The sequence below is a fragment of the Priestia megaterium genome, assembly GCF_023824195.1.
Lineage (GTDB): Bacteria > Bacillota > Bacilli > Bacillales > Bacillaceae_H > Priestia > Priestia megaterium_D.
This window is the reverse complement of the sequence record NZ_CP085442.1, coordinates 464145-488097: the sequence shown is the minus strand read 5'-3', so window position 1 is coordinate 488097 and position 23953 is coordinate 464145. Positions and strand designations below refer to the sequence as shown.

Below are 23953 nucleotides of genomic sequence, written 5' to 3'. Positions count from 1 at the left end.
ATTTAGTAGCGTGCTCTTGAAACTCTAGAAGTAGAAGCTGATGGTGAAATGTCTTCATCATCAAATCCAGTGGCAATAACGGTTACCATCATTTCGTCCTTTAAATCTTCATTGATCACGGACCCAAAAATCATATTTAAGTCCTGATCAGAAGCGGACGTGACAATATCTGCTGCTTCCTGTACTTCGTAAAGACTCAGGCTGCTGCCGCTCGTAATGTTCAACAGCACGCCTCTTGCTCCATCAATCGATGCATCTAGCAGCGGACTAGAAATCGCTTTTTTCGCTGCTTCAATTGCCCGGTCTGATCCGGAAGCTCGTCCGATACCCATAAGCGCAAATCCTTGATTAGACATGATTGTTTTTACATCAGCAAAGTCAAGGTTAATCAGCCCTGGAACAGCGATTAAATCCGAAATACCTTGAATACCTTGGCGAAGAACATTATCTGCTTCACGGAATGCTTCAAGCATAGGCGTCTTTTTATCGACAATTTCAAGCAAGCGGTCGTTTGGAATTACAATAAGGGTATCTACCGATTCATTCATCGCAGTAATACCGCCTACTGCTTGCTTGGTACGTTTATTTCCTTCAAACTTGAACGGGCGAGTAACTACTCCAATTGTTAAAGCATTTAGTTCACGGGCAATTTGGGCAATAACCGGAGCTGCTCCAGTACCGGTTCCTCCGCCCATGCCAGCTGTTACGAATACCATATCTGCGCCTTGCAGTACTTCTTGAATTTGTTCTCTGCTTTCTTCGGCTGCTTCTCTTCCTACTTCTGGATTAGCTCCTGCACCTAATCCTCGCGTTAATGCCGCACCAATCTGCATTTTCACATCTGCTTTAGATAAGTTAAGCGCCTGAGCATCCGTATTGACGGCGATAAATTCTACTCCTTGTACACCGTGTTCAATCATACGGTTAACGGTGTTATTTCCTCCACCGCCGACTCCAATTACTTTAATTCGCACTAGCGGCGATACATCTGCATCAAATCCAAACATTCTAAGTTCCTCCTCAATGATCAAAATTACTTTCTCTTATTATCCGAAAAAACACGTGAAGAACCTTTTACTCCTATGTTTAACGCGTAACTGTTCTTTTGTTTTACAGATTTTATACATTTCTCTTTTAACCTTTAAATCTTTACATCTTTATGTAAATTTATTGTTGTTCTAAAATTAGTACGCCGAACTCTTTTATGGTTTTTCCACTCAAAACGGCATATAAGCTTATTGTATCATTCATTTGACAGATGTCTGTATTTAATTTTGAGTAAGATGTGACTAAGAGAATAATATTTTTATAGACAAAATGAGAAAAAGCCCTTAGAAATAAGGGCTTCTCTAGATAATAAACCGTTTTATAATTTCCCAGTTAAGAATTGAGCTTCTCCCATGCCAAAGCTCCAGTCAGCATTACCGTTTTCAACAATCGAAATCATAATGTCGTTTGGCTGAATGCCACAGCTCTCTCCAAGCTCTTTTACAATTAATCTGTAAAGAGCTTGCTTTTGCTCTTCTGTTCGCTGTTTGCTCGTTACACTTATAATAACCAAATCCTTGCTTCTCTCAAAACCTAGACCTGTATCTTCAATAATCATTTCATGAGCAGGATGCTGATGAACAATTTGATAACGATCGCGTTCTGGGACGCCAAAGGCTTCTAGCATCGCTCGGTGAGTAGCGTCTAGTAATGTTTTTAACTCTTTTTCATCTCTTCCTTCTATTACATCAAATCTAAGTAATGGCATACTAAGTAACCTCCAGCTTTTTGTCTAATGTATTATTGCTTCATCATATCACAACTATCATTTGTAAAAAAAAGATATGCTATTCACAATGTGTTCTCTAGTGAAAGAGACCTCAAACGCTTCAATAAAAGCTGAACCTAATAAAAAGAAATGAGCAGCATAACGGCTCATTTCATTAGTACAAAAATATTTATAATAAGAGCTAAAATACATACAGATACAATAGCAATGAGTACGTTCATCACAAGGTTTTGCGAGGATGTTTTGGCTTGTTTTTTCATATCAGCCCGACTCATCTGTTGCTTTTCATGATCACTTTTAGACATCACGTAGCCTCTCCTATTCATCAAAATGTCAGCAGTGTGTAAATGATTTTTGAGAAACCTTGATCCAGTTCTTTTGTATAAACAGCAGCACATGCAGGTTATCACCAGTTATTTTAGCATGTTTTGTCAAATAAGTGGACTATGTAGCGCTTCAATTTAGTATTCACGGCCAAATATATTTAAATTCGTTGCTTTTCTCTTCTTTTCTCGCTATTGTTTGAGAAGAAGGATAATTAGATACGATAAAGGATGATACGATATTGAATAACCATACGCAGCTGCCTCAGTATATCTACACATACGCATGCAGCGAAGAGGAATTCTCACTATGTCAATTAGAGAGACGCTCTCTTTTTGAAATTGAAACTGAGAAACCTATCATAAAAAGTGCCGTTAAACTTGATCCAAGCAGAAGCCCTTTTATCAAAGAGCGATTAGATATTATGTATGAATCAGATGACCTTGCAGATATTTGTAAGCAAGTAGAAGATATTGACCTTGGAGACAAAACATTTAAACTCATTTTCATGAAAATTAATGACTTGGAAAAAGATCAAAAAATAAGTTATAAAGGTCAGCGTGCTATTGAACGTGATGTGGGTTGGCATTTTGTAGCAGAAGCAGACTTGCATAACCCTGACCATTTGTTTGGCATTGTTCCATTTGAAGGACGCTGGTATTTTGGGAAATATCAAAAAAGCGAAGCTGTATGGCTGCATCATTTGAAGAAACCGCGTGAATACTCTACAGCACTCAGTACCCGCCTTGCAAGAGCTGTAGCTAACATTGCCGTTCCAAACCCTGAAGGAATCAAAGCGATCGATCCATGCTGTGGTATCGGTACAGTCCTTGTAGAAGCACTTTCAATGGGCATTGATATTGTAGGACGCGATATCAATCCACTTGTGACCGACGGATCTCGTGAAAATATTGCGCATTTCGGCTTAAGCGGTGATGTCAAAACTGGACCGATTTCGGACGTTACAACTCACTATGATGTAGCTATCATCGACATGCCTTACAATCTCTACACCCACGCGACGCCTGAAGATCAGCTTTCTATTTTAAAACACGCTCGCCGCTTTGCGGATAAAGTAGTCGTGATTACAGTAGATACGATTGACCATATGATTTATGAAGCTGGCTTTTCTATTTCAGATCGCTGCGTAGCGCGCAAAAGCGTATTTTCTAGACAAGTAGTTGTATGCGAATAAAAAAAGACACCAGTCTAACAGGCTGGTGTCTTTTGATTTACCACTCTTTAGGTTCATAGTCTAATTCTTTGAATAGCTGCGTACGCTCTTTTTTCGTTAAATCTCTCCATTGCCCAACAGGTAAGTTGTTTAAATGGATATTCATAATACGCGTGCGCTGAAGGCGGTATACTTCATATCCGAGCACTTCACACATACGGCGAATTTGACGATTTAAACCCTGTGTTAAAATAATTTGAAACTCATACTTAGACAGCTGTGTCACTTTACAAGGAAGCGTTTTTGTGCCTAAAATTTTTACTCCCTCAGACATGTTTTTGATAAACTCTGGTGTAATCGGCTTATCTACTGCAACAATATATTCTTTTTCATGCTTGTTTTCTGCACGTAAAATTTCATTAATAATATCGCCGTCATTTGTAAGTAAAATTAAGCCGTCTGAATCCTTATCAAGCCGTCCGACATGATGAATACGCAAAGGGTGATTGACTAAATCGATGATGTTTCCCTTTACTTTTTTTTCACTCGTACTTGTAATGCCGACTGGTTTATTAAGCGCAATATATACATTATTTCGAGCAATCCGAAGCTGTTGGCCGCTTACTCGAATATCATCGCCAGGCTTAACTTGATCTCCGATTTTTGCAACCTTTCCATTAACGGTTACTCTTCCTTCACTAATTAACTTATCTGCCCCGCGTCTTGACGCCTTTCCAGATTCGCTAATAAATTTATTCAGTCTCAGGTGAATCACAACCTTACATTTAAAAATTTTAAAATTTGTCTCTTCTATTAGAAACAGACATATGCCAATTTCTATACCGTCCCTATCGTAACATGCTATACGCTTCTCGTCTTCTTTTAATTTCATTACTTAATCATATTTTTTTAACAGTAATAGAAGTATAGGTCCAAAATACTTTGTAACCTTATTCTTAACATTTCAATCAATGCTTACACCTGTGAAACTTGCATCAATCTTCACTTATATACAAGACCTAGACGTCTGGATTGACTGATCAGTATAGAGTTGCTACCATTATACTGACCGATCAACTAGTAATTATATTAGGGAGCTGTTTTCATGGAACCAACCAATTCAAAAGAAAAAATTTTAAGCGCTGCTGCTAAACTTTTTCGCAAAAAAGGCTATCACGCCACCAGTCTAAGTCAAATTACAAAAGAAAGCAGCGCTCCGAGAGGATCTATTTATTATTATTTTCCGGATGGAAAACAACAATTAGCAAAAGAAGCTATTCAAAAAACGGGAGAAAGAGTCAAAGCTTATATTGAAAAATCCCTCGCTTCTCATGAAGATGCCGCGTCAGCTATTCAATATCATATAAAACTGATGGCTGATCGAATGTTTGAACAAGTGGAAAATGAAGCGGATATCTCTCTCGCTGCTATGTCGAGTGAAGTATGGTCATCAAACGAAACGCTTCGTATGGCCTGTGAAGCCGTGTATAACGAGTGGGAGCAAGTTTATGCAGATAAGTTAGTTTGTTCGGGTTATGAACAAGAGGAAGCAAGACAGCTAGGTTCAGCTATACAGTCTTGGATTGAAGGTGCTTATACTCTTTCATTAACTAAAAATAGTACAGTCCCTATGCAAATTGCAGCTGACCAAATTGGCAAGCTGTTTGCAAATAAAAACTAATTTAGTAAAAGGAGGTCACTTATGACACAAACAGAAGAAAAAATGAGTACACGAAGTAAGCTTATCCTTTTCATTTTGATTTTAGGAAATTTTTTATGCTTAATTAGTGAAACGGTCATGAACGTGGCCTTGCCAAGTATCATTTCAGATTTTCACGTTAGGACGAGCTCAGCTCAATGGTTAACTACCGGATATATGCTTGTGATTGGCATATCCGTCCCGGTGTCTGCTTTTTTAATTCAACGATTTACGTTAAGACAGCTGTTTGTGACAGCTATGAGTTTTTACTTAATTGGGTCCTTCATTGGCTTTATCACTCCATGGTTTTCTCTACTTTTTGTCGGACGTATGATTCAAGCATTAGGAACAGGCATTATTTTACCTCTTGTGATGAGCACAATGTTAACACTCGTGCCTGTTAGCAAACGCGGCACTGTAATGGGTATTTTTAGCGTAGCTATTTTATTTGCACCCGCAATAGGACCGGTTCTTTCAGGATTAATTATTCAATATTATTCATGGCGAATTATATTTCTAGGTCTTTTAATTGCAGCGGCGCTTATCTTCCTATTTGCTCTTTTCAAACTCAGTAACGTTTCTGAAACATCTAGACCAACGATTCACATTCCGTCTGTTATTCTTTCTACAATTGGATTTGGAGGAGTTGTTTATGGATTTAGCGCAGCTGGTGAAGAGACTGGATGGAGTAATCCTATTGTATGGCTTACGCTCATCATTGGCGTTGTAGCTCTTGCCTTATTTGTCAGACAGCAAACCAAACTGAATTCTCCCATGATTAATATGAAGCCTTTTAGGTCATCTGTATTTTCAAGATCTATTTTTTTAATGTTTCTCATTATGATGATTCAGTTTTCAATGATGTTAATTTTGCCGCTTTATTTCCAAACGGCTGCGGGACTGTCTCCTTTGCAAACAGGTTTTCTTATGCTTCCAGGAGGAGTAACGTTGGCTCTAACAGCTATGGTCGGAGGGCGTTTGTTTGATAAAATTGGATTTAAACCGCTGCTTTTAACGGGCTTAGTCCTTTTAACAATTATCTTAAGTTTGTTCACTACTATTTCAAGCGGAACAAGCACGACGACTGCAGCCATCTTATACGCAGCCTTTACAATTGGCGTAGGTTTAAGCATCGGGCCCGTGATGACGCTTGCTTTAAATCAAGTACCAAAACCGCTTCACGCTCACGGTTCAGCCATTTCAAATACGATTAACCAAGTTTCAGGCGCGATTGGTCCCGCTTTGTATACAAGCATCATGACCATGGCTTCTCAGCACTTTATTCAACAATCAAATGAAACGAATAAAACGCTGTTACAAATAAAAAGTATGACAAGCGGAGTTCATACCGTCTATTATGTAGCCATCGCTTTCGCCGTCGTCTCGTTCCTGCTCGCTCTTACATTAAAGAAAAAAGATCAGCAGCTTGAAACACAATAGATAAGAAACTAACAAGAGCTGCTCATGATTTGAGCAGCTCTTGTTACATGCAGAATTTATATTACAAATGTAAGAGCAATCATAGATACTATGAAAACAAGGATAACAATACTTTTCTTTCTTTCTGTTTTCCATGCTTCAATAGCGCTCACAATACCACCAATAGCTAAAATAGAAGTACCTATAACTTGCAGAGGCAGCAGAGATAATACTCTACCTAAACTCGCCATAACTCCTCCTGTCAATATAAATCCTGTTGTTACAATAGATTTTACAGATGTTAAGTCTCGTATAGCTTCTTTTTTTTCAGCTTTACTCAGTTTAAAGTACTCTACTACACTAAAAGTAGCGGGTGTTCCCCATAAAATAAAGAAGCTAACTAATTTATCCGTGTCTACACTCACTGTTCATTCACCGCCTTTATCAATCCCTCACGCTCAGTTCCACCATTTAACAAATAGTTATATATTATTTTTGCTTCAAGGATCCTCCAAAAGAAAATTGATGGTAGTCATCAATTTTATTCCAATACCCTATGCACTTTACGTCAGGCTCATCAATAACTAACGCTTCTTTATTAATCCCTTTATAAGGAAGAAATGCCGTTAACTTCACTTTTTGTTTTGGCTTAATATTTAATTTATTACCTTCTGCTAACACCTTAAATTTATTTTCAGAATAACCGTTTTTCATTTTTAAAGGATAGGATAAAAAGACATTGTTTTGTTTGATGGTCAAATCGCTCTTGTTTACTAATTCCATCTCATATGAAATCCCTCGCTTCATCTTTTGTTCTTTGATTACGTTAATATGTATCTTTTCTAGTTCTCTTAAAGGAGCTTTTACTTCTTCTTTTGAACACCCGGAAAATAAGATGGCTAACGCTAATAAAACAAGAATTCCTAACTTTCTATTCAAAAAATAATCCCCTCTCTAGTAACAAAGGTTATTTTACAACTATAACTCAAAAAAGTTATTTAATGGTAAAAATACAATTAAAAAAGCAAACCGTCATCGGTCTGCTTTTTTAATTGCTACGCATAGGTAATGTGTTGTTGTGCGAAAAACTTTTCGATAAGGAGTTTGCCAACTATATATATATCGTAACAAAAGAAAAAAGAATGCGCTGTGAGATTTATCACTCCTTCTTTCAAAATAATCTAACCGAATACTTCCTATTGCCTTACGCAAAAAGAGCAGAACGCAAACGCGACCTGCTCTTTTTACATGCTAGATATGGGTAATTTGTCCATGCGTGAAAAGCTCTTCAATAATAAGGGGTTTATCACTACACCTATAGAATAACAAAGAAAAAAGGATGTGGCTGTGAGATTTATCACAGCCACATCCTTTTTTATCCAACTAGCTTATTAAATTGTACACGTTTATTAATTGCCGCCATAATTGGTGCTCCAACAAGCATAACAATGAACTCACCAACAGCCGTTGTTAACCATGTAAAGAAAAATGGTAAATCAAATGCTAAGTGCAGTTCAAACGCAATAATAAACATTGTAAACGTAAACACAAGTGTATTAACAAGCATACGAGCCCACATGTTTTTAATGTAGCGCATAGAAAAAATGGTAATGAGTAACGATAGCACAGATTGCCCTACCCCAAACACCAGGTCATAAGCGACCATTGGTGAAAAAAACAAATTCGTCAGAAATACTCCTAGCACAATGCCGTACACGTACTTTTTATTAAACACAATTAAGTGATTGAACATTTCCGATATACGAAATTGGATATTGGTGAAGCCAAACGGCTGAATTAGCATGCTGACAGCAATATACATAGCAGCTAAAAGACCGTTGACGCAAAGTGTTCTTATATTCATCTTACTATTCTCTCCTTAGTTTTTTAACGTGGGATGGTTACGAACCACGTAAACACTCAAAGAATCATACAGCAAGCTTAAGCTTTCGTCAATCTAGCTGTTTACAAACTACTGCTGCTTTCTATATCTTGCATATTGACTGCTCTTTTTTCTTACTTTTCTTTAGTATAAAATAGAAGACGTATCAGTATACATAGGTGACATCAAATAGTTAACCCTTTTGATTTGAAATACGAAAGGATTTGTAGCGATGTTAGATAATACAGATAAGCGCATACTAGAAGAGTTATCAAAAAATGGACGTATGAAGATGAAAGAATTAGGAGAAAAAGTGCATCTAACCGGACAAGCCGCTTCTGCTAGAGTATTAAAGTTAGAAGATGAAGGCATTATCAAAGGCTATACAATTAACATTGATGAACGAAAACTCGGCTACACCATCCATGCATTTTTAAATATCTATAAGCAGAGTCTTCATCATCACCCGTACCTCTCATTTTTAGAAAGTCAGCAGGAGTACGTTATCAACAACTTTAAAATCAGCGGCGATGGCTGCTACTTACTAGAATGCAAATTTCATTCAAATGAAGAACTAAATGATTTTTTGACAGAGCTAAATCAGCATGTGAATTACAAACTTTCAATCGTCATTAACAAATAATTTTTTTTGAAAATAGAGGTATATTAATTTATGAAAATGACAATTCTAATAACGTATTCCCCCTATTCCAATAAATTTGAAAATCCTTTGCGCCGTCGCAAAGGATTCTTTTTTTATGTAGGAAACCGCCTTCTATTTTTTGAAAAGTTGAACATCTCTCATAGCGTTGACATAGCGGTCAGAGGTTTATATAATCGGTGACATCGAAGCATAGAAAAGCAGGATCAAGACCTATACACGTATCGTAATTCTTCGTCTTAGAAGTTGATCAGTTTTATAACTAGACAATTTCTAAGACGTTTTTTATTTCATCATTTGTGAAACACTAGTAAAAATAAAATTCCACGTGAAAATATCCTAATGATCAGGGAGGTTTGCATATTGAAAACAATCTATAAAGACATCATTTTAATTATTGCCGGAGCGCTTTTAGTTGCTGCATCGATTGATTTTTTTGTTATTCCAAATAAATTAGGTGACGGCAGTACGGTTGGTATTGCTCTTGTTTTATATTATTTATTTCATATTCCTACAAGTATCAGCACTTTCCTCGTGAACCTTGTATTTATTGCCTTAGCCTATAAATTCCTAACAAAAAAAACGATTCTCTATACTATTTTAGGAGCTGTCATGACGTCCGTTTTCCTCGGCCTGGTCAGTTATATTCCCTTTCACGTTCACGACATGATTTTAGGAATTGTATTCGGCGCCTTACTAATGGGAACAGGACTGGCTCTCATTTTTATAGCGGATGGATCTACCGGTGGAACAACTCTTTTGGCTTATTTATTAAACTACACAAAAGGCTATAATATCTCTAAAAGCATGTTCTACATGGACAGCGTCATTATTTTAGCATCGGTTTTTGCTATTGGCGTCAATAACATGCTCTATACCTTTATATTTGTCTATCTTTGTGCCAAAATCGTAGATGTCGTTATCGAAGGTTTCCACAACAAAAAAGCAATGACGATTATGTCTGATCAATACAAAGACATAGCACAAGTTATCACCAGTGAGTTTGGAAATGCAGCCACCATCTTTTACGGATATGGCTACTACGCCAACAAAGATAAACGTATTATTTACGTTGTTATTAAAAAGAACGAGCTATTAAAAATTAAAAAGAAAATCCAGCAAATTGACCCGAATTCTTTTATTGTCATCCACGAAGTAAAAGAAGTTGTCGGCGGGAAATTTGGATTTATCGGCAATTCGCCTCATGAAACAAAAGCCGCTGCTAAATAAAAAAAATCCACCTCTTGGTGGATTTTTTTTATGAAAAAACCGTTAAGAAAAACGAAAAGATACCTGCTAAAAAGTAAACCGTCCCTAACGCAATTGCCCCTGTAACGACCGTAAATACACTTAATCCGATAGCCACCTTCATTTTCATCCACATCCCTTTTTAGATTAGTAGTATAAGTATGTCCAAGGATAGGAGATTTATAACTATGCCATCCTATTTATTTCATATATCGATACAACAATTGTCTATTCAATGTGTTCTAAAACCACCATTGACGACATAATGTATAGGAAGGATTTCATATACACATCTTTGTATCACACATATCATATGAAATTAGGTGAGATAAAATGGTGGCTGTCCACTTTTTTGAAAACAGAAAGCTTCTATTAAGCCAGCTGCGGGAAAATATTCCTTCTACGGGTGATGATTTAAAGATTAAAGGACGAAAAGGAACCGTCGTGCTTGTGAACGACATCGATGAAAAAAATGTTCACGTAGAAGTTGCTTTAGAAAAAGTAGTGAAAAAGAACTTAGCGTTAGATAATGCTAAAAAGAAAAGGAGATAAGCGGCTTACGCTTATCTCCTTTTCTTTTTAATTTATATACGAATCGTCTGTATCTTTTGCTTCAGTTTCCAAAAAAAAGAGACTCCTAAAAAGGAATCTGCAGCAAAGAGCGATATCATCGCCTGAATATTAATACAAGTTATACTTTAACATATAAAAACATATTTTACAAAAATAAACTATTATTTTACGCATAATTTATTTGAGCTTTTTCAGCATCGTATAAAGGATCGGCTTTTATTTCTCAGGCCAAATTTTTGCATCCGGCTCTAATAGCCACTTATGCTCTTCTTCCATGATACGGTCTGTCCATGGATTATTGTCAAGATGGCGAATCATCCAGCAAAAATACATTGCATAGCCGGGAGCCGTTGCTTGAGGATGATCCAATTCACCTGGAATTGTAATAAAACTATTATCAACTACACGGTACGCATCTTCTCCAACCATTGCACAGCCAAACCCTTGCGGCTTGTCAAAACGATAGTAATACACTTCAGGCTGATCATGATGGTGAGGGGGATAACTCGACCATCTTCCTGGATAAGAAATAACTTCTCCAATAACAAGGTTAGAGTAAGGAGCGTTATTGTAGTCAAAGATTGTTCGAATTACACGCTGAGCGGTACCTTCCCACACTCCTTCACCAGCCACTGTATTTTGACAATCTTCAGGCGTATATAATTTTGATGAGAATTCTTTTTCATTATCCGTTTTTTGAACTAGTACTTCACTATTGGCAAGCGCAGTAATTTTAACCTCCACATTTTTCGAAACATGCAAACACCAAGGCTCTTCTTCAAAAAGAGACTGACGCTGAATTTCTTTCGAATGGCCTTCCCACTCTAGCTTTACCTTTCCTTCTAGTAGAAGAATAGCCGTTTCATTGCTGCTGTCTAGTAAAGTTGCCTCTTTTCCTTGGGACATTTTATAAATCCCAATATCCATCAGCATATCTTTGTGCTGACCAGCCATTTCTGTAAGTACGTTATATCCTTTATTTAATTCACCTAATTTACCTAACATGCTTAACTTCCTCCTTTATGTAGTAGCGCAATTAGAATTTACTAATCACTCATTTTTTCTTTATAGAATCTATAAATTCTTTTGAATATGTGACTATGCTGAATTTTTATTAACAGCAGTATTCTTGATTGTATTCAATTATTTGTAGATGCTGTGGCGTCTCTTCGTAACGGAGCCGTGGATTTCCGGGTAATCAATTTTGGCTCAAGAAGCAAATGTTCTTTATGCATCGTTGGATATTCCATTTCTCTCACCAGCAAATCCACTACGTTTACAGCCATTTCCTTTGTCGGCTGTGCTACCGTCGTCAACATGGGCGTAATGGTAGTAGAAAGAACCGTATTATCAAATCCAATCACTGATAAGTCCTTCGGCACATCAATTTTGAATTCTTTTGCAGCTTGCATAACGCCGATAGCCAATAAATCGTTACAAGCAAAAATAGCCGTCACTTTCTCCTTCATTGAAAAAATTTGCTTAGCACTTTCATATCCTTTTTGAATACTTGCTTCGGTCGTAATAACGTGCTGAGGTGAAATGATGATTCCATTTTCTTGCATAGCGTCTCGAAAAGCATCTAAACGGGCGTGATTACTTTTTGCATTTTCTGTAATAATCGCAATGTTTTCATGATGTAAAGACAGTAAATAATCAGTCGCTAAATAGCTTCCTTTGTAGTCATCCACTGTCACTGTATTAACGGATACATGAGGAATTTCTGAAGCAATAACGCTAATCGGTATATCTTGCTTAAGCATATTTTTTAAAAGATTAGCATTGCGAAAAGCAGAAGCTACAATTAAACCGTCGATTCTCTGACGTATTAACAGCGATAGATACTTTTTCTCTTTTTCCGCATCGTTATCGGTATTGCACATCACCACATGAAAGCCTCGCTCATGACTTCGGTCTTCTATGCTTCTTGCTAAGTCAGCAAAAAAAGGATTGGAGATGTCGGGTATAAGAAGCCCAATCGTTTTAGTGGGCTTTCCTGTTAAAGCAGATGCCACGACGCTTGGATGGTAATTTAACTGCGCCATAACCTCAATTACTTTTTGTCTTGTTCTTTCACTAATATGACCGGTTTGATTAATGACTTTTGATACGGTAGAAATTGATACACCTGCTTCTTCAGCCACACTATAAATGGTTGGCTTCATTTCCTCTCCTCCTTTCCTTTCATAAGCACATAAAAGGCGTAAAACCTTTTACAATGGAAATTAAAGACCGCTTTTTTCTTTAATAAAGTTTCTTGCTTTTAACGCATATTCAAAAGGATTAGCAAGGGCTGGATCTTGTTCTGCTTCTACGACAAACCATCCGTTATAATCCGAAGTGGCAAGCGTAGTAAATACTTCATCAAATTCAATAGCTCCGTCACCTGGAACAGTAAAGGCTCCTTCTTTTACCGCTTGCAAGAAGCTCAGGTCTTGTTCTTTGACTCGATCAACTACTTCTTGACGAATATCCTTTAAATGAACATGCTTAATACGGTGCAGATATTTTTTTAAGATATAAAGAGGTTCTTCTCCTGAAAAGACAAGATGACCGGTATCAAATAGCAGCGAAACAAGCTCCGGATTGGTAAGCTCCATTAGCTGCTCAATTTCTTCTGTTGTTTGTACACCTGTTCCCATGTGGTGATGATAGACAATATGCATATCTTTCTCTCGTGCCAGTTTCCCAAGATGGTGCAGGCCTTCTGCAAGTCTGCTCCACTCTGTTGGCGTGAACACAGGCTTTTCTTTAAATAAAGGAACATCCATCAGCCCTTGAATGCTGTGCCCTTGTTCAGACACAACAATTACTTTTGCTCCCATTTCGTATAAAAAATCACGATGTTCAATAAAAGGAGTCACCGTTTCTTCCAGCGGCTTTGTCGTTAAAAATGTACTAAACCATGCACTTGCAATTTCTAAGTTCCGCAGCGATAGTGCTTTTTTTAAGATGGAAACGTTTCGCGGATATTTGTTTCCTACCTCACTTCCTTTAAAACCGGTTAAAGCCATCTCACTGATACACTGTTCAAATGTATTTTCAGCTCCTAGTTCAGGCATGTCATCATTTGTCCAAGCAATTGGAGCAATCCCCAGTTTGACCGTATTTTCCTTGAACATCTCTTCCTCTCCCTTATATGAAATTAAAACCGCTTTTACATGTACTGAATATTTCTCCTCAACATCCGCAATTTTTTCTTGGTTTTTAATAAATCCTTGCCATTTCAAGGTTTTTCACTTTATCTTTATAAGCTTCTTGTACTTGCTGATTTTCAGATACCTCTGCTACTCCTACATGCCACCATGATTCATAACCATTTGTCATAGTTTTTGGCAGTACTTTAATATCAATTAGCGTAGAAGTCTCTTGTTTTTGTGCATCTGCCATCGCCGTTTTTAATTCTTCAAGAGAACTTACGCTATACGTTTTTACACCGTATCCTGCCGCGCTTGCTGCAAAATCAATTTTCATCACGTTCCCGTTTAGCTTTCCTGTTTCATCGCTTCGATAGCGAAACTCTGTTCCAAAACTTCCCATTCCAGTTGACATTTGAAGGTTGTTAATGCATCCGAAACCGGAATTATCAAATAGTAAAATATTTATTTTTTTTCTTTCTTGAAGACTTGTAATGAGCTCTGAATGAAGCATTTGATAGCTTCCATCCCCAACCATCGCGTATACTTCTTTAGCTGGTTCCGCTAGCTTAACTCCAAGTGCGCCTGATACTTCATATCCCATGCATGAATATCCATATTCCATATGATAGGTATTGGGTTTATTAGACTTCCACATTCTCTGTAAGTCACCCGGAAGACTTCCTGCTGCACCAACAATGACGGAGTTGTCATCAAGGAGCTTATTCACCTCTCCAATTACTCCTGTTTGCGTTAATTGAGTGCCAAGTGATTCTGCATATTCAGCTAAGCTTTCATCTAAATGACCTTTTATTTCTGGAATGAAATTTGCCCCAGTAAAACGTATGCTATGTAGACGTTCTAATTCTGTTTCCCATGCGTCTTTAGCACTTGCAATTTCTGTTGTATAACCAGACTGATAGCCAATTGATGTTAACTCTTCCCTAAGAGCAAGCAGGCCTTCTTTTGCATCAGCTACAAGCTTCACAGCATCGAGTTTATTTGCATGAAATTCAGATGTGTTAATGGTAAGAAATTTCACTTCGGGATGTTGAAAAAGCTGTTTAGAGGCTGTTGTAAAATCAGTAAATCGCGTGCCTACTCCAATTACTAAATCCGCTTCTCTAGCAATTGTGTTAGCAGCTAAATTCCCTGTTACACCAATTCCGCCAAGATTATATCGATAGTCGCTTTCGACGGCACTTTTCCCAGCTTGAGTTTCTCCAAATGGAATGTGGAACTCGCTAGCAAATTGTTTTAACTCTTTTGCAGCTTCTGAATACCGAACGCCGCCTCCACAAATAATGATTGGCTTTTTCTTTGTTTTCATTACTTGAATCGCATCGCCTAGACTGTCCTTAGTCGGAAGACGGCGCTCAATGCGGTGAACGCGCTTTTGGAAGAAATAAGTTGGAAAATCCCATGCTTCTCCCTGCACATCTTGAGGCAAACAAATAGTTACAGCTCCCGTTTCTGCAGGGTTCCTTAACACACGCATTGCATTAATCATAGCTGTCATCAATTGTTCAGGTCGACTTACGCGATCCCAGTACTTGCTCACTGGACGAAAAGCATCGTTTGTAGAAATAGATAAATCATATGACTGTTCAATTTGCTGCAAAACCGGATCCGGCTGTCTAGTTGCAAATACATCACCGGGAAGCAGCAAAACTGGAATGTTATTAGCTGAAGCGGTGGCTGCCGTTGTAACCATATTTGCTGAGCCTGGGCCCACTGAAGATGTACAAGCCATAATCTGCTTTCGATGTTTTTGTTTTGCAAAAGCCATCGCTGCATTGGCCATTCCTTGTTCATTGCGCCCTTGATATACATCTAGATCTCCTGGGTCTTCTTCCAAAGCTTGCCCAAGACCTACCACGTTCCCGTGCCCAAAAATTGTAAAAATCCCTTTGATAAACTTGTGCTGCTTTCCATCAAATTCAACATACTGCTGATTTAAAAATTTCACTAATGCTTGTGCCGTCGTCATTCTAATCGTTTCCATGCTTCTTTCTCCCCTCTAGTACTAGATTGCGATTTTAAAAAAGGAGGCATAAGGAATATCTTTAATTCCTGATACTTCCTTTTTAAATGAGATGCGATTTTTAACGAATCACTTACCAGCGAGTTGTCACCATTTTCTTTCTTGTATAAAATTCCACGCCGTCTGTACCATTTGCATGAAGATCGCCATAAAAAGAATCTTTCCAACCAGAGAATGGGAAGAATGCCATAGGTGCCGGTACCCCTACGTTCACTCCTAACATACCTGATTCAATATTTTCACGGAATTCACGTACGCTTGCACCGCTATCTGTATAAATGCAAGCACCGTTTGCAAATCGAGAGTTATTAGCTACTTCAATAGCTTCTTCTAATGTTTTCACGCGTACAATAGACAGCACAGGTGCAAAAATTTCATCTTGCCAAATTTTCATTTCTTGCGTAACATGATCAAAAATCGTTGGTCCGACAAAGTAGCCGTTGCCATTTACTGCTGCGTCTGTGCGACCGTCACGAATAAGCTCGGCTCCTTCTTGCACGCCTGATTCGATGTAGCTAAGCGTACGCTCTTTATGGTTTTCACGAATAACCGGTCCTAAGAAGACGTTTTCTTCTAAGCCGTCGCCAATTACAATATTGTTGGCTTCTTCTACTAATCTTTCAATCAATTGATCAGCAATTTCTTCTTGTACAGTAACAACAGATGCTGCCATACAACGTTCACCTGCTGAACCAAAAGCAGCTCCGATAATTTGTTTTGTTGCTACGTTCAAGTCTGCATCATTTAATACGATCGAGTGGTTTTTAGCACCCGCTAAAGCTTGAACACGTTTTAAGTTTTCCGTACCTTTTTTATACACGTACTCAGCTACAGGCTGTGAACCTACAAACGAAATAGCTTTTACGAGCTTATGTTCAAGAAGGCCATTCACTACGTCATGAGCACCGTTTACAATATTTAGCACGCCTTTTGGCAAACCAGCTTCTTCAAACAGTTCAGCTAGCCTTGCAGCTAAAAGCGGTGTACGCTCAGACGGCTTTAACACAAATGTATTTCCGCAAGCAATCGCAAGCGGGAACATCCAGCAAGGAACCATCATTGGAAAATTAAACGGCGTAATTCCTCCAATTACACCAATTGGATAGCGGTACATGCCAGATTCAATGTCTGTTGCGATATCAGGAAGCTGTTTACCCATCATTAACGTAGGAGCTCCAGCAGCAAACTCTACGCATTCAATTCCACGCTGCACTTCACCTCGCGCTTCGTTAAAACTTTTTCCGTTTTCGACTGTCACTAACTTTGCTAATTCATCCCAGTTATCTACTAATAGCTGCTGATATTTGAACAAAATGCGTGCTCGTTTAGGCACGGCTGTTTTTGCCCATCGTTTGAAAGCTTCATTTGCTGCTTGCACCGCTTGATCTACATCTTCTTTTGTAGAAAGAGGCACCTGTGCGATTATTTCACCTGTCGCTGGGTTATACACAGGCTCTGTTTTTGATGTAGCTGATTCAATCCATTGTCCGCCAATATAGTTCTTTACTGTTTTTACCGCTGTTTGTGTCATAAAATATCTCTCCCTTTATCTCATTTTAATAAACTTCTATCCCTTTAATCTCTTAAGGTTTTCCCTTTATCTATTAAGCTTTCTGCAAAACTTCCGTTGCTGTCTCCATAAAATTGAAGAGCTCAATACTTGTTGGCATGGCATCTGAACAACTGTGCTTTGAAATCACAATCGAAGCTGAAGCACCGCCCAATCGCATTGCCTGCGGAATTTCCATCCCTTGCATCAATCCGTAAATAAAGGCTGAAGCATAAGAATCACCAGCGCCAAACGTTTTAAGAACTTTTGTTTTAAATATCCCTCCGCGGTGAGATTCGCCGTCTCTTGTATAGGCAATAGATCCTTCTCCACCGTGCTTAATCACGACGATTTGAGCATGATGAGAAAACCATCGCTCTGCTGTTATTTGATCATTAGATTCTTCATAATTTAATAATTTTTCCATCATATCAAACTCTTCTCGCGTACCGATAATTACATCTGATTTTTCAGCGGCTAAATTAAAATAGACCGCTGTTTCAGCTTCTGATTCCCATGTGTATGGACGATAATCGATATCAAAGAATACAACAACTTCATGCTTGCGTGCATGTTCTAGTGCTAAAAACACTGCTTCACGAGAAGGACTTTGCGCAAGAGCTGTTCCAGATATTAAAAGTGCCTTTGACTGTTTGATATATTCTTCGGATACTTCTGTAGGACTCAGCTTTAAATCTGCTACGTTATCACGATACATTAAGATACTGCAATCTGTAGGACTTTTGATTTCCGTAAAAGCTAGCCCCGTTACGGCACCCGTTTTATCAATAACAATGCTATCTGTATTAATCTTATTTTTTTGCAGATAATCCGTAATGAAGCGTCCCATTTGATCATCTGATACTTTTCCGATAAAACCGGTTTTTAAGCCTAGTCTTGCTGCTCCAATCGCAATATTAGCTGGAGAGCCTCCTACATATTTAGTAAATGTTTTAGTCTCTTCCATCGGACGCTGCGTTTCATTTGCATTTAAATCAATACATAAGCGGCCAACAGCGATGAAATCTAACCCACGATTTTCTTTAAAAATAAGTGGATTCATCTTTATCCCTCCTTAGTTAAGCGCTTTCCTAAAAGGGTAGAAAGAATAATTTATTTTCTTTCACCCCAGGTTTATCGTCATTAATTCACTGCATATTTTTTATGTTCAATCTTTACTGGCTGCCCTGATAGTAAAGATTCTTTTGCTGCTTTAGCAATTCGTTCTGCTTGTAACCCATCGTTCCCTGTACAAATAACGCTTTGATTTTCCATAATTGCTCTTGCAAACTGTGTTACTTCATCTATGTACGCTTGTGTATAGCGCTCAAGAAAGAAATACAGCGGCTTCTCTTTGACTACGCTTTCGCCTGTTGATATCTCTACTGTAGTAGGACGGCAATTGTCAGCGGCAGCTGCACCTTTTTCACCAAAAACTTCAAGGCGCTGATCGTAACCGTAGACAGCCTGACGACTGTTATCAATTACACCTAAAGCTCCATTTGCAAATTTTAATGACACAATGGCTGTATCTATATCTCCCGCTTCTTCAATAGCAGGATCGATGAGCGTCGTGCCATAAGCTGATACTTCTACCACTTCGCTGCCCATTACATAACGAGCCATATCAAAATCATGAATCATCATATCCATGAACAGCCCTCCTGAAGCGCGAACATATTCCGGACTCGGCGGCTGGGGATCTCTAGACGTAATTTTTAGAATGTGCGGCTGTCCTACTTCTCCTTGCTGTACAAGATCATGCACTTTTTTAAAGTTGGGATCAAAGCGTCGGTTAAAGCCAACTTGAAGCTGTACGCCATGTTCTTTTACTACTTCTAACGCTTGGATTGTTTCTTCTACTGAAAAACTAACGGGCTTTTCACAGAAAATATGTTTTTTCGCTCGAGCAGCTTCTTTAATAATCGATGCGTGCGTATTCGTTGGCGAACAAATGAAAACGGCATCAATCTCTGAATCAGCTAATAAATCTTGATAATTTGTTGTTAACGTCGAAATTTCTTTATTTGCAGCCCACTCATGTAAATGATCTACTACCACGTCTGAAACCGCTTTAATTTTTATTTGTGGCATTAATTTTAAATTATCAACGTGTAATTTCCCTATGCGTCCAGCACCAATTATTCCAATTGTAAGAATTCCCATCTTATTTTCCCCTTTAATTAAAAGTTAAGAAAACATTCGCTCAAACCTTAATTATTGGTTAAGCGCTTTCCTGATTTCAATTATACATAACGTTGTCTAAAATGCAAACGATTTTTATAGATTATTTAGAATATTTGTTTTTCAACCATCTAAACGTATATAAAAACTATTTTTATTTTTTTATCTATTTATCGCTAAAACATAAAGAAATTCTCTATATTTAAGTATTTTTATCATAAATTCAGTGATTATTACCTTAAGCACCAATATTTTTATGGTTGAAATTATTTAATTGAAAATTATATATATTTAAAATTTTAATTGACGTTCAAAAAATGTAAGCGTATACTTTTATCAAATAGATTAAGCGCTTAACCAAATTAGTTTGATGTTTTACACAAAATAATCGATCTGGTGGTGTGAAAAAATGAATGAATTTATTTCCAGAAAAACGGCTTTAGACAGGATTGGGATCCCTTCTCATTTAACGTGGGGATACATAGGTATTATTGTTTTTATGATTGGCGATGGCTTAGAACAAGGATGGTTATCTCCTTATCTTGTAGAAAGAGGTTTAACCATTGAACATGCTGCTTTACTGTTTACTGTTTACGGCATTACGGTCTCTGTTTCTTCCTGGTTCTCCGGCGTACTGGTTCAATTGTGGGGTCCTAGAAAAGCAATGGCATTCGGCTTGATATCCTTTATTATTGGTTCAATCGGATTTATAGGTTTAGGACTTCATATTATGAATTACACAATTATATTAATTTGTTATGCTCTTAGAGGATTTGGTTACCCTTTATTTGCCTACTCCTTCTTGGTCTGGGTGTCTTACCGCACGCCTCAGGAAATGCTTTCAAAAGCAGTAGGCTGGTTTTGGTTTGTCTTCCAGCTTGGTTTAAGCGTAATCGGAGCCTTTTACTCCAGTTACATGGTTCCTAAAATCGGCGAAATCGCTACTTTGTGGAGTGGTTTGCTTTTTGTTTTGATTGGTGGCGTCTTTTCAATTATTATGAATAAAGACAAGTTTACCGTTCAAAAAGTAAACGATAATAAAACAAAAGAATTAATGAAAGGGATTACAATCGCATTTGAGAACCCTAAAGTAGGCATCGGAGGAATCGTAAAGATTATTAACTCTGCTGCTCAATTTGGATTTGTTGTTTTCTTGCCAACCTACATGATGAAACATGATTTTACGATGAGTGAATGGTTGCAGATCTGGGGCACATTGTTTTTTGTGAATATGGCTTTTAATATTATTTTTGGTATTGTTGGAGATAAGTTCGGCTGGGTAAATACAATCAAATGGTTCGGCGGAGTTGGATGCGGGATTGTAACACTTGCTCTTTACTATGTACCGCAATTCGTCGGACATAATTATTGGGTGATGATGATTGTCGCATGCTGTTACGGTGCAACACTAGCAGGATATGTTCCTCTTACAGCGTTAGTGCCTTCTTTAGCTCCTGAGAATAAAGGAGCCGCAATGTCTGTGTTGAACCTAGGATCTGGACTTTCTGCTTTTGTAGGCCCTTTAATTGTGACCGTTTTCATTGGTCTTTTGGGCACGGGCGGTGTGATTTGGATCTTTGCTTGCTTATACTTCTTTGGTGCTTTTCTAACTGGTTTCCTTACGATTCCAACAGAGACAACTATTAAAGGCGAAACAATAAACGAAGTCAAAAGTCCGGTCTCTCTATAAATATGCTTAAGCAGAAAAAGCTGCAGGTGCCTCAACACCTGCAGCTTTTTTATTTTCTCTACTTTATAACTTTTTTACTGACGCACGTTCTACTAGTTCGGGAATAATCGTTACTCGCTGTTTCGCATGCTCTTCTTTTTTCATAGACTTTAACAGCTGTTCAAACGTACTAGTAGCCATCTGAGAAATGGGTTGTTCAATCGTTGTCAAACCCGGCTCAGCAATATCGGCATAAATCGTATTATCGAATCCAATTACCGACAGATCTCCTGGGATCGAAAGCCCCTGCTTCCTTGCCTCGTTTATGAGCGATACCCCAATTAGATCTGTACATGCAAAGACTGCTGTTGGCCTGTTAGGCAAGGAAAGCAGCTGTTTACTTGCTCTTCTGCTATCTTCTACTGTTGAATAACAGCTGATAATGGACTGATTTTCTAGTGACAAATTTGCTTCTGTGAGTGCTTGCTTAAAACCCGCTAATCGCCCTTCACTGCTTTTCCTATCTTTTTCAGTCATAATCGTTACCGATTGATGACCTTTTTCTATTAAATACGTACCTGCGATATATCCTCCGCGAACGTTATCAATTGTCACTACATGCGTTGAGATAGAAGGATGGTCAACTGAAAACAATACAAGCGGTACATCATGCTTCACAATTTTCTTTACGAGCTTCGTATCATTTAGTTCGGTTGCGATAATGATTCCATCTACTTGTTTTTTAAATAAAAGATCTATATATTCATGCTCGCGCGCAGTTTGATGATCTGTACTGCATAAAAAAAGCGTGTATCCCGCTGCTCTAGCACTATTCTCAAAAGCTCTTGCTACCTCTGCAAAAAAAGGATTAGAGATATCAGGAACTAGAACACCAATCGTGTATGTCTTTTTTCCTGTTAACGCCGCTGCGACACTGCTAGGCTGATAATCTAATTCCATCATTACTTCATTCACTTTTTTTATCGTTTTTTCACTAATACGGCCTGTCTGATTGATTACTTTGGATACAGTGGCTATCGATACCCCTGCTTTTTTCGCAACATCGTAAATGGTTGGTTTCACTTTCACTGTTCCTTTCTTCGTGATCTCTTCCTTTATTTTATCACGAAAGCATTCAATCGTTTTATATATTACCATAAGCATATTCTATAAGTCCTTGAAAAAATTTTTTTATTTTATGTATAAAAACTATCTATTAATCAAATCATAATCTTAACCTTATAAAAGGAGTTGATTATGATGGCAAACAGCAGAAATAAGAGCAGCAACGAATTAGCAGTACACGGTGCTCAACAAGCAATCGATCAAATGAAATATGAGATCGCTAGCGAATTTGGCGTAACTCTTGGTCCTGACACAACTGCACGCGCAAACGGCTCAGTAGGCGGCGAAATCACAAAACGCCTTGTGCAAATGGCTGAACAGCAACTTGGCGGCGGACGTTTCTAAATCACTATCATAAGCAATACGGCTGGAGGAAGAGCGAATGACCGTTCTTCCTTTTCCAATTTTTACATAATCTCTTATCGCGTTTCTTCTCCTCTATATGTATCTAAAACAAAACCACTATCCCCATAACGTTCACATCCCGTTATATAAGGTTCTCTTTCTCTCACAATAGATTGTTTATGATAAAACATAAAAAGAAGTTCCTTTTATAGGAACTTCTTTTATCTCACTTTATAAATGTGCAAGCTCTTTAGATATCTTTTCGGTCTTTGCTTTAAGTTGTTCTTGCTGACCTTCTAAGTCAGCAAGAACAGCTAACACTTCTGTGTTCTCTGGTTCTTCTTCATACTGTTTTAACGTAGCAACAAGAGACTGTGAAACTTTGATGAGCTCCTGATTAACTTCTTGCTGCTGTTTTAAATAGTCAAGTTCATATTCCGTTTTTTCTAGATTTCTCATCGGTCCCCTTCCTTTCGTTAACTAGCTTTTATTTAAGAACGAAGTCTTTTATTATCTCATTTAGTTACTTCAACATTACCTTATTTTATTTTCGTGATTGCCGTATAACATTTTTTCATTCATTGGGTCAGCTGATTTTTCAGCAGGTGTCACTGTTTGGCCTAGAGCTGAATTGTGTTTATCATGCTCAACTGCGTCTACCATCAGCAAAACTTTTCCGTTTTTAAGATCAGATACATATGAGGAAGCTTCTGCAGCAGGTACACCATATTCGGTTAATTGATTTTCGATTCGATTAACATCTTGATCCATTTTTTCTTCAGACGGAGTAAAAGCATTTTTTATTTTCTCCATAAAGGATTGATGGTGCTTTGAGTGTTGATCTGTATCAACTGTTTGCACATCAATTCCTGCAGAATGCTCAATCGCTTCTGTATTTTCATGATGCGGACCACTGTTTGTCAAAACAGAAAGTGCACTGTCCGGATATCCCTGTGTTTTTAAATTTCGAATCGCTGTAATAACGGCTGCCTCTGAATCATACGTACCTACTACATTTTTTGTCATTTTCTATTCCTCCTAGGTATTATCATTTTTTAGCTTGTTATAGTATTAATACCCTTGGATTTTTTGGTAAAACTTTTTAACTTTATCTCTAGCTCTCCTTACAAGGAGAAACCAATA

25 protein-coding genes and 1 riboswitch are annotated in these 23953 nt (G+C 37.9%); of the genes, 8 read left to right on the top strand and 17 right to left on the bottom strand.

What is annotated here, in order from left to right; genetic code table 11:
- Positions 1–2: 2 nt before the first annotated feature.
- The 3 genes from ftsZ to LIS78_RS02600 all read right to left on the bottom strand — a co-directional run bounded on the left by ftsZ (position 3) and on the right by LIS78_RS02600 (position 2082).
- A complete protein-coding gene (ftsZ, locus tag LIS78_RS02610) occupies positions 3–1007 on the bottom strand; it encodes a cell division protein FtsZ (protein ID WP_014461739.1) in 1005 nt (334 codons plus the stop codon).
- Between the two features lie 359 nt (positions 1008–1366).
- Positions 1367–1756 carry a tautomerase family protein gene (locus LIS78_RS02605; protein WP_014461740.1) on the bottom strand — a complete coding sequence of 130 codons (390 nt, stop codon included), beginning with the start codon at positions 1754–1756 and terminating at the stop codon, positions 1367–1369.
- A 167-nt stretch (positions 1757–1923) separates the two neighbouring features.
- Entirely contained in the window at positions 1924–2082 is a 159-nt protein-coding gene (locus tag LIS78_RS02600) for a hypothetical protein (RefSeq protein ID WP_013081614.1), read from the bottom strand.
- A 260-nt stretch (positions 2083–2342) separates the two neighbouring features.
- Between LIS78_RS02600 and LIS78_RS02595 the strand changes: the two genes are divergently transcribed.
- Complete coding sequence (locus LIS78_RS02595; RefSeq protein ID WP_195781296.1) at positions 2343–3296, top strand: TRM11 family SAM-dependent methyltransferase; 954 nt, start codon at positions 2343–2345, stop codon at positions 3294–3296.
- Positions 3297–3333: 37 nt separating this feature from the next.
- Here the strand turns inward: LIS78_RS02595 and rluF are convergent, their stop codons facing one another.
- The gene (rluF, locus tag LIS78_RS02590) at positions 3334–4050 is read right to left on the bottom strand and encodes a 23S rRNA pseudouridine(2604) synthase RluF (protein WP_014461744.1); all 717 of its coding nucleotides are present in this window, start codon (positions 4048–4050) and stop codon (positions 3334–3336) included.
- 330 nt (positions 4051–4380) lie between these two features.
- Between rluF and LIS78_RS02585 the strand changes: the two genes are divergently transcribed.
- Together LIS78_RS02585 and LIS78_RS02580 are read left to right on the top strand one after the other, a co-directional pair.
- Positions 4381–4956 (top strand): TetR/AcrR family transcriptional regulator, encoded by a 576-nt coding sequence (locus LIS78_RS02585; RefSeq protein WP_121946261.1) that lies wholly within the window; start codon positions 4381–4383, stop codon positions 4954–4956.
- Positions 4957–4977: 21 nt separating this feature from the next.
- On the top strand, positions 4978–6414 hold the full coding sequence (locus LIS78_RS02580; RefSeq protein ID WP_195781297.1) for a DHA2 family efflux MFS transporter permease subunit: 1437 nt from the start codon (positions 4978–4980) through the stop codon (positions 6412–6414).
- Between the two features lie 56 nt (positions 6415–6470).
- On the opposite strand, the gene LIS78_RS02575 is transcribed toward LIS78_RS02580, so the two are convergent.
- The 3 genes from LIS78_RS02575 to LIS78_RS02565 all read right to left on the bottom strand — a co-directional run bounded on the left by LIS78_RS02575 (position 6471) and on the right by LIS78_RS02565 (position 8257).
- A complete protein-coding gene (locus tag LIS78_RS02575) occupies positions 6471–6818 on the bottom strand; it encodes a hypothetical protein (protein WP_209150895.1) in 348 nt (115 codons plus the stop codon).
- Positions 6819–6882: 64 nt separating this feature from the next.
- Positions 6883–7332 carry a hypothetical protein gene (locus LIS78_RS02570; protein WP_195781298.1) on the bottom strand — a complete coding sequence of 150 codons (450 nt, stop codon included), beginning with the start codon at positions 7330–7332 and terminating at the stop codon, positions 6883–6885.
- 436 nt (positions 7333–7768) lie between these two features.
- On the bottom strand, positions 7769–8257 hold the full coding sequence (locus LIS78_RS02565; RefSeq protein ID WP_013081607.1) for a QueT transporter family protein: 489 nt from the start codon (positions 8255–8257) through the stop codon (positions 7769–7771).
- A gap of 9 nt (positions 8258–8266) precedes the next feature.
- Positions 8267–8311: riboswitch (PreQ1 riboswitch) on the bottom strand.
- Positions 8312–8507: 196 nt separating this feature from the next.
- Between LIS78_RS02565 and LIS78_RS02560 the strand changes: the two genes are divergently transcribed.
- The 3 genes from LIS78_RS02560 (at position 8508) to LIS78_RS02550 (ending at position 10736) form a co-directional block, all read left to right on the top strand.
- Positions 8508–8918 carry an Lrp/AsnC family transcriptional regulator gene (locus tag LIS78_RS02560; RefSeq protein ID WP_252284602.1) on the top strand — a complete coding sequence of 137 codons (411 nt, stop codon included), beginning with the start codon at positions 8508–8510 and terminating at the stop codon, positions 8916–8918.
- 381 nt (positions 8919–9299) lie between these two features.
- Positions 9300–10166, top strand: coding sequence for a YitT family protein (locus LIS78_RS02555; RefSeq protein ID WP_195781300.1), 867 nt, complete (start codon positions 9300–9302; stop codon positions 10164–10166).
- Between the two features lie 351 nt (positions 10167–10517).
- The gene (locus tag LIS78_RS02550; protein ID WP_013055227.1) at positions 10518–10736 is read left to right on the top strand and encodes a hypothetical protein; all 219 of its coding nucleotides are present in this window, start codon (positions 10518–10520) and stop codon (positions 10734–10736) included.
- Positions 10737–10973: 237 nt separating this feature from the next.
- Here the strand turns inward: LIS78_RS02550 and LIS78_RS02545 are convergent, their stop codons facing one another.
- The 7 genes from LIS78_RS02545 to iolG form a co-directional block, all read right to left on the bottom strand.
- A complete protein-coding gene (locus LIS78_RS02545) occupies positions 10974–11762 on the bottom strand; it encodes a 5-deoxy-glucuronate isomerase (RefSeq protein ID WP_209150894.1) in 789 nt (262 codons plus the stop codon).
- Between the two features lie 134 nt (positions 11763–11896).
- The gene (locus LIS78_RS02540) at positions 11897–12922 is read right to left on the bottom strand and encodes a LacI family DNA-binding transcriptional regulator (RefSeq protein WP_252284601.1); all 1026 of its coding nucleotides are present in this window, start codon (positions 12920–12922) and stop codon (positions 11897–11899) included.
- A 60-nt stretch (positions 12923–12982) separates the two neighbouring features.
- Positions 12983–13879, bottom strand: a complete 897-nt coding sequence (iolE, locus tag LIS78_RS02535) for a myo-inosose-2 dehydratase (RefSeq protein ID WP_057240557.1) — start codon at positions 13877–13879, stop codon at positions 12983–12985.
- 85 nt (positions 13880–13964) lie between these two features.
- The gene (gene iolD, locus LIS78_RS02530; protein WP_209150892.1) at positions 13965–15899 is read right to left on the bottom strand and encodes a 3D-(3,5/4)-trihydroxycyclohexane-1,2-dione acylhydrolase (decyclizing); all 1935 of its coding nucleotides are present in this window, start codon (positions 15897–15899) and stop codon (positions 13965–13967) included.
- Between the two features lie 112 nt (positions 15900–16011).
- The gene (locus LIS78_RS02525; RefSeq protein WP_195781304.1) at positions 16012–17469 is read right to left on the bottom strand and encodes a CoA-acylating methylmalonate-semialdehyde dehydrogenase; all 1458 of its coding nucleotides are present in this window, start codon (positions 17467–17469) and stop codon (positions 16012–16014) included.
- A 73-nt stretch (positions 17470–17542) separates the two neighbouring features.
- Entirely contained in the window at positions 17543–18550 is a 1008-nt protein-coding gene (gene iolC / locus LIS78_RS02520) for a 5-dehydro-2-deoxygluconokinase (RefSeq protein ID WP_209150891.1), read from the bottom strand.
- An 80-nt stretch (positions 18551–18630) separates the two neighbouring features.
- Positions 18631–19653 carry an inositol 2-dehydrogenase gene (iolG, locus tag LIS78_RS02515; protein ID WP_195781306.1) on the bottom strand — a complete coding sequence of 341 codons (1023 nt, stop codon included), beginning with the start codon at positions 19651–19653 and terminating at the stop codon, positions 18631–18633.
- 427 nt (positions 19654–20080) lie between these two features.
- On the opposite strand from iolG, the gene LIS78_RS02510 reads away from it, so the two are divergent.
- Positions 20081–21361 carry an MFS transporter gene (locus LIS78_RS02510; RefSeq protein ID WP_195781307.1) on the top strand — a complete coding sequence of 427 codons (1281 nt, stop codon included), beginning with the start codon at positions 20081–20083 and terminating at the stop codon, positions 21359–21361.
- Between the two features lie 63 nt (positions 21362–21424).
- Here the strand turns inward: LIS78_RS02510 and LIS78_RS02505 are convergent, their stop codons facing one another.
- Positions 21425–22423 (bottom strand): LacI family DNA-binding transcriptional regulator, encoded by a 999-nt coding sequence (locus tag LIS78_RS02505; protein WP_013055218.1) that lies wholly within the window; start codon positions 22421–22423, stop codon positions 21425–21427.
- Between the two features lie 177 nt (positions 22424–22600).
- Here LIS78_RS02505 and LIS78_RS02500 point away from each other — a divergent pair, with 177 nt between their 5' ends.
- The gene (locus LIS78_RS02500; RefSeq protein ID WP_016762907.1) at positions 22601–22810 is read left to right on the top strand and encodes an alpha/beta-type small acid-soluble spore protein; all 210 of its coding nucleotides are present in this window, start codon (positions 22601–22603) and stop codon (positions 22808–22810) included.
- Between the two features lie 231 nt (positions 22811–23041).
- Here the strand turns inward: LIS78_RS02500 and LIS78_RS02495 are convergent, their stop codons facing one another.
- Both LIS78_RS02495 and LIS78_RS02490 read right to left on the bottom strand, forming a co-directional pair.
- Positions 23042–23269 carry a hypothetical protein gene (locus LIS78_RS02495; protein WP_013055216.1) on the bottom strand — a complete coding sequence of 76 codons (228 nt, stop codon included), beginning with the start codon at positions 23267–23269 and terminating at the stop codon, positions 23042–23044.
- 75 nt (positions 23270–23344) lie between these two features.
- Positions 23345–23836: a YflT domain-containing protein gene (locus LIS78_RS02490; RefSeq protein WP_195781308.1), complete on the bottom strand. Its 492-nt coding sequence runs from the start codon at positions 23834–23836 to the stop codon at positions 23345–23347.
- Between the last annotated feature and the right edge of the window lie 117 nt (positions 23837–23953).